This window comes from Ruegeria sp. BHSB064 (assembly GCF_059613205.1).
This window is the reverse complement of sequence record NZ_JBXWSB010000199.1, coordinates 1-5,095: the sequence shown is the minus strand read 5'-3', so window position 1 is coordinate 5,095 and position 5,095 is coordinate 1. Positions and strand designations below refer to the sequence as shown.

Sequence of the window (5,095 nt, the reverse complement as noted above, 5' to 3'; positions counted from 1 at the left end):
CAAGCCCGATGACAGAAAGTTAAGAATTATTCACTCGGAGGCGATGACGGCGTTTCGATACCGGCATTACGGGCTGCATCGGTTTCCGCATATGGATTGATTGATTGCCGTTCATAGACCTGGCTGTAACGGTCGACCGGAAACAGGCGCAAACCGGTCCAACGACCACGGCGTTTACGGAAGGCATCATCCTCGGCCTCGACAACCTGACGCGCATCAGCAGGCACGCCATAACGGCTGGAGGCCGTAACCAGCGCAGCGTCAGAGGATGGCACCGCCGCATTCGGGTTCAATGCGGCCGGGTTTCCACCCAGTGCAGCAACGGCCTCGGCATTGGGGTTCGGATCTGTCAGGTTGCCACCGCCCGGTGTGGGTGCAGGCAAAAACGCATAATCCTGAGGCTGCGTCAGTGGTTTGACCGGCAAGACCGAAAACTCATCCGGACCCTGCCCCGGAGGCGCCAGATCCCGCAGACCGGGATTCGAACATGCCGCAACCGCTGCGACAACAGTCAGAACAAATATGGCGCGCGGCATCCGCATTGGTGTCTCCAGCCTGTTTCTGGCGCTTTTATCTCATATAATTCCGCGCGTCACGAGGGCTTTTTACTGTCGAACAGAACCAGCCCCAAAGCGCCTGCAAATATGAACACATCCGCAAGGTTGAACACAAACGGGTTGTTGATGCCGCAACATGACATGTTCAGGAAATCCAGCACATAGCCGTATAACAGCCGGTCCACCACGTTTCCAAGCGCACCACCAATCAACAGACCCGCGCAAAAGAGCATGAGTTTTGATGTAGCTGTACGGCTGAGCCAGATAAGAACGCCAACACAGATCGCAATCGAAATACCGATCAGCACCCAACGCGCGGCGTCGGAATTCCCCTGAAACAGACCGAAATTGATACCGCGATTCTCACCGTATTTGAAAACCAGCAACGGGGGCAGAACGTCGATACCACCGGGTTGTTCGGCCACGCGCATGACATGCACGACCAGATACTTGCTGATCTGGTCGATCGCAAAGGCGGCAATCGCCGCCCAGAGAAGCAGGCCAGACCGCATCAGTGACGGAAATGCCGCATACCGGTGAAGACCATGGCCAGACCGGCCTCATCCGCAGCAGCAATCACCTCGTCGTCGCGCATGGAGCCACCGGGTTGGATGACGCAGGTTGCACCGGCCTCAGCGGCCTCCATCAGTCCGTCAGGGAAAGGAAAGAAGGCGTCAGAGGCGACAGCAGATCCGATGGTCAGCGGCTGAGGCAGACCCAGTACATCCGCCATCCGTTCTGCTTTCTTGGCAGCGATCAGCGCCGAATCCACCCGGCTCATCTGACCCGCACCCACGCCCACGGTTGCACCGTCTTTTACGTAGACAATAGCGTTGGACTTGACGTGTTTGGCCACTTTCCAGGCGAAAAGCAGGTCGCGCATCTGTTCGTCCGTCGGAGCTTTCTTGGTGACGACCTTCAGGTCATCCATGCCGACAAACCCGTTATCCTTGTCCTGAACCAGCAAGCCACCGGCCACCTGACGCACTGTTTTGCCACCGGAGGTCACGTCTGGCAGGCCATCGGTTGTCAGCAGGCGCAGGTTCTTTTTGGCTGCAAAGATCGCCTTGGCTTCGTCAGATGCGCCGGGGGCAATCACGACCTCGGTGAAAATCCCGGTGATCTCTTGCGCGGTTTCCGCATCCAGCGGCTGGTTCAATGCCACGATCCCACCAAAGGCCGAAGTACGGTCGCAGTCGAACGCGGCCTTGTATGCCTCAAGCAACGTCGCGCCTGTGGCCACCCCACAAGGGTTGGCATGTTTGATAATAGCACAAGCCGCGCCCTGAGCAGGGTCGAATTCAGCAACCAGCTCAAACGCCGCATCGGTGTCGTTGATGTTGTTGTAGCTAAGTTCCTTGCCCTGATGCTGCACGGCAGTGGCCACACCCGGGCGGTTGGTGCCGTCAGTATAGAAGGCAGCCTGTTGATGGCTGTTCTCGCCATAGCGCAGGGTCTGCTTCAATTCGCCCGCAAAGGCGCGGCGCTTGGGGGCTTCGAGTTCCAGCGCGTCAGCCAGCCAGTTAGACACGGCGGTGTCGTAGGCGGCCGTGCGGGCATAAGCTTTCTGCGCCAGCTTGCGGCGGAATTTCGGGCAGGTTGCACCGTTGTGCTGATCCATGTCGCCCAGCAATTTTTCGTAATCCTCGACGTCCACGACCACGTTCACAAAGGCATGGTTCTTGGCCGCCGCGCGGATCATCGCAGGACCGCCAATATCTATGTTTTCAACACATTCATCATAATCGGCGCCTTTGGCGACGGTGGCCTCAAACGGATAAAGGTTCACCACCAGCAGGTCGATCGCGCCAATCCCGTGTTCGGTCATCGCAGCGACATGAGTGTCGTTGTCGCGCAGCGCCAACAGTCCGCCATGCACCATCGGGTGCAGGGTCTTGACCCGGCCATCCATCATCTCAGGGAAGCCGGTGACTTCGCTCACGTCTTTCACCGCAAGCCCGGCATCGCGCAGCGCCTTGGCCGTGCCACCGGTCGACAGCAGCTCGACCCCGCGCTCGGCCAGCGCCTTGCCCAGCTCGATCAGCCCGGTTTTGTCGGATACGGAAAGCAACGCGCGGCGCACGGGGTGAAGATCGGTCATGGGTCCAAAGGTCCTTTTGGCGTCAGTCGAATTCTGGCTCGTCCCGGTGCGTGTCGCGCACGGCATAGGCTGTGTCCTGCGCCTTGCTCAGCGTCCACCGGATGCGCGTCGCATACTCCATTGCGCGCCCGGATAGAACGATCTGTTTTGTCGCGCGTGGCTTTAATCGCCCTTTTTCAAGGTAAACGCTTGGCTCGACGGATAATTTTCCAATGCCATCATGGCGGAAAACCCAGATCTCGCCGCTTTTGAGCGCCATGGACACCGCTGCCCCACCCAAATCCAGCGCCGCATCCACGTCAGGATGCAGATGAAAACGGATATCATACCCGATCCCCTTGAGCGCTGAGGTGTCCATCGCCTTGTCGAACTGGCGCTTAGCCTTGTCGGTCGCGGTCAGCAAAATATCCTCGACCGCCAACTCGCGCCCATCGAAGCGCAACTCAAAAGTCCGGGCATGAGTCAGGCCGAACACTTTGGCATATCCGTCATGACCGGCCATGAAGCGGATGCCTTCAAACGCGTCCTCGAAATCAACCGGCACGTCCTGCGGCGCATCCACCAGCGCCTGACTTTCGCGGCCCGGCAACGGATTGGCCAACCGCGCGCTGGAAAACCCATCCAGGCACAAGGTCGAGTGCGAGGGCGTTGCCCGCCCGGCACGGCGCCATTCCAACCCGAAACTGGCCCCCGACCCGCAATTCACGATCAACGGACGCCGTCCCGAGGTCAACTCGAACGCCAGAGTAGAGGCATGCGCATTGAACGAGGCCGCACCGGTGGGTGGCGCGCTGGAATCCACGATTACTGTGGTACGCGCGGCAGACAGGCGCGCATAGCCCATCGGCAATTCGGTTGCCGCCTTATGTTTGACGCCGCTTTGGGCAAGGGCCTGCTCCAGACGTCCCTCGACTCCGCGCCCGCCACCATGAAACCGCGCCAAAGCACCGTCCGCATGGCGCAGGCTGCGCAGGGTCGGCGCGATCCGCTTGATTGCATTGACCTGCGCGACAGGCGCCCCACGCCCCAGATCATTCAGCGCCGCTGTGGTCCAGCTGAGCAATGTGAAAACTTCCAGCAACTCTTCTGGGTTGCGTGTTGGAATACCACCCTGCGCGTCCACCTGCCGATCACATTCGCTGGCAAGCGCCCGCAACGCCGGATCGGCCATATGCTCCAGCCCTTCCAACGCCAACCCGGCCTGCACCAGACCAGCCAATGCTTCAAACCGGGGCAGGCCCGGTGTCGCCGCCTGCCAGCGTTTGGACAGAAACCATGTCTGTTGCGCCAATGAGCGGAAGAACAGCCTGCTTTGCCTGTCATCTGCCCCACGCAACAGAAAAATCGCGTGGTTGATCCAGCGCATGACACGCCGCCCGGTCAGATCAGGCACCCAGCCCGGGCCTTGCCCGCGACCATGCGCTTCGATCCAGCCAAAAACCCAGCGCTGCGCCTTTTCGCGTGCGCGCATGTCTCCGACCGCAGCCAGATCGTCCAGCCACGCAAATCCGTGTCGTTCATCGTCGAAGCCTGCGCTGGGGGCCGCAACATCCCACAACCCGGTGTCTTCTGCCTCGACCAGAAACCCGGCGAACAAAAGGTTTCCGGCAACCAGTTGCCGACCACGCGCAAACGAGCCCACCGTGCGCGGATCCGGTTGCGCGACAAACCCCGTAACCGCCCTCTGGCGCTGACTCAGGCGCGCGTAGAAACGGTTCTGAAACCGCATCCACCGACTGGTCATGGTGTCCGAGTTTGACATGACGTGTGTTACTCTGCCCCTTGCGCTCTGCTGGCGCTTGAGACCCAACGATAGACCGTGCCGATCGTCAAGTCATCGAAAAGCGTGCGCTTAGGCGGATTTGGTCAGACAGGCGATGTAGAACCCGTCCATGCCACCGCGATCTGACCAATAGTCAGGCCGCAGACGCAGGCCGCCTTCTTCCGTTGTCCAGCCCGTTTCAACGCCTGATATCTTCACTGCGTCGCGATCCACGTTCATGTCGGGATACATCTCCAGCGCCTCTTCGATCTGCACTTCACCTTCGTCCGGCAACAAAGAACAGGTGCAATAAACCAGACGCCCGCCCGGCTTCAGCAAACCCCATGCATGGGCCAACATCTGCGTCTGAAGCTCGATCAGACCGCCGAATTCGGATCCATCTTTGGCGAATGGCAAATCAGGATGCCGCCGGATCGTACCTGTGGCCGAACACGGTGCGTCCAGCAGGATCGCGTCATACTGACCTTCATGTTCCAACGCATCGCCGACAATGACCTGCGCTGTCAGACCCGTCCGTGCAAGGTTTTCACGCACCCGCTCCATCCGGGCTTCCGACACGTCCAGCGCGGTGACGTCCGCCCCGGCGGCAGCCAATTGCATCGTTTTGCCACCGGGCGCAGCGCAAAGGTCCAAAACCGTCTCGCCCGTTTTAGG

The 5,095-nt window shown here is 59.9% G+C and carries 5 protein-coding genes; all 5 read right to left on the bottom strand.

Annotation, left to right across the window (positions count from 1 at the left end):
• Window positions 1–26 precede the first annotated feature (26 nt).
• Window positions 27–542, bottom strand: coding sequence for a DUF3035 domain-containing protein (locus AC2FNU_RS23890; RefSeq protein ID WP_496793727.1), 516 nt, complete (start codon window positions 540–542; stop codon window positions 27–29).
• 50 nt (window positions 543–592) lie between these two features.
• Window positions 593–1,069: a signal peptidase II gene (lspA, locus tag AC2FNU_RS23885; protein ID WP_496793724.1), complete on the bottom strand. Its 477-nt coding sequence runs from the start codon at window positions 1,067–1,069 to the stop codon at window positions 593–595.
• Window positions 1,069–2,658, bottom strand: a complete 1,590-nt coding sequence (gene purH / locus AC2FNU_RS23880) for a bifunctional phosphoribosylaminoimidazolecarboxamide formyltransferase/IMP cyclohydrolase (protein ID WP_496793722.1) — start codon at window positions 2,656–2,658, stop codon at window positions 1,069–1,071. Before purH ends, lspA begins: the two co-directional genes overlap by 1 nt.
• Before the next feature lie 22 nt (window positions 2,659–2,680).
• Window positions 2,681–4,420, bottom strand: a complete 1,740-nt coding sequence (locus tag AC2FNU_RS23875) for a heparinase II/III family protein (RefSeq protein WP_496793720.1) — start codon at window positions 4,418–4,420, stop codon at window positions 2,681–2,683.
• A gap of 90 nt (window positions 4,421–4,510) precedes the next feature.
• Window positions 4,511–5,095, bottom strand: a 585-nt coding sequence (locus tag AC2FNU_RS23870; RefSeq protein ID WP_496793718.1) for an RsmB/NOP family class I SAM-dependent RNA methyltransferase, incomplete at its 5' end; no start/stop codon positions are given.

Bases quoted from the DNA above. Each gene is read 5' to 3' on its own strand.
- AC2FNU_RS23890 (WP_496793727.1), bottom strand. From the start codon at position 542: ATGCGGATGCCGCGCGCCATATTTGTTCTGACTGTTGTCGCAGCGGTT.
- lspA (WP_496793724.1), bottom strand. From the start codon at position 1,069: ATGCGGTCTGGCCTGCTTCTCTGGGCGGCGATTGCCGCCTTTGCGATC.
- purH (WP_496793722.1), bottom strand. From the start codon at position 2,658: ATGACCGATCTTCACCCCGTGCGCCGCGCGTTGCTTTCCGTATCCGAC.
- AC2FNU_RS23875 (WP_496793720.1), bottom strand. From the start codon at position 4,420: ATGTCAAACTCGGACACCATGACCAGTCGGTGGATGCGGTTTCAGAAC.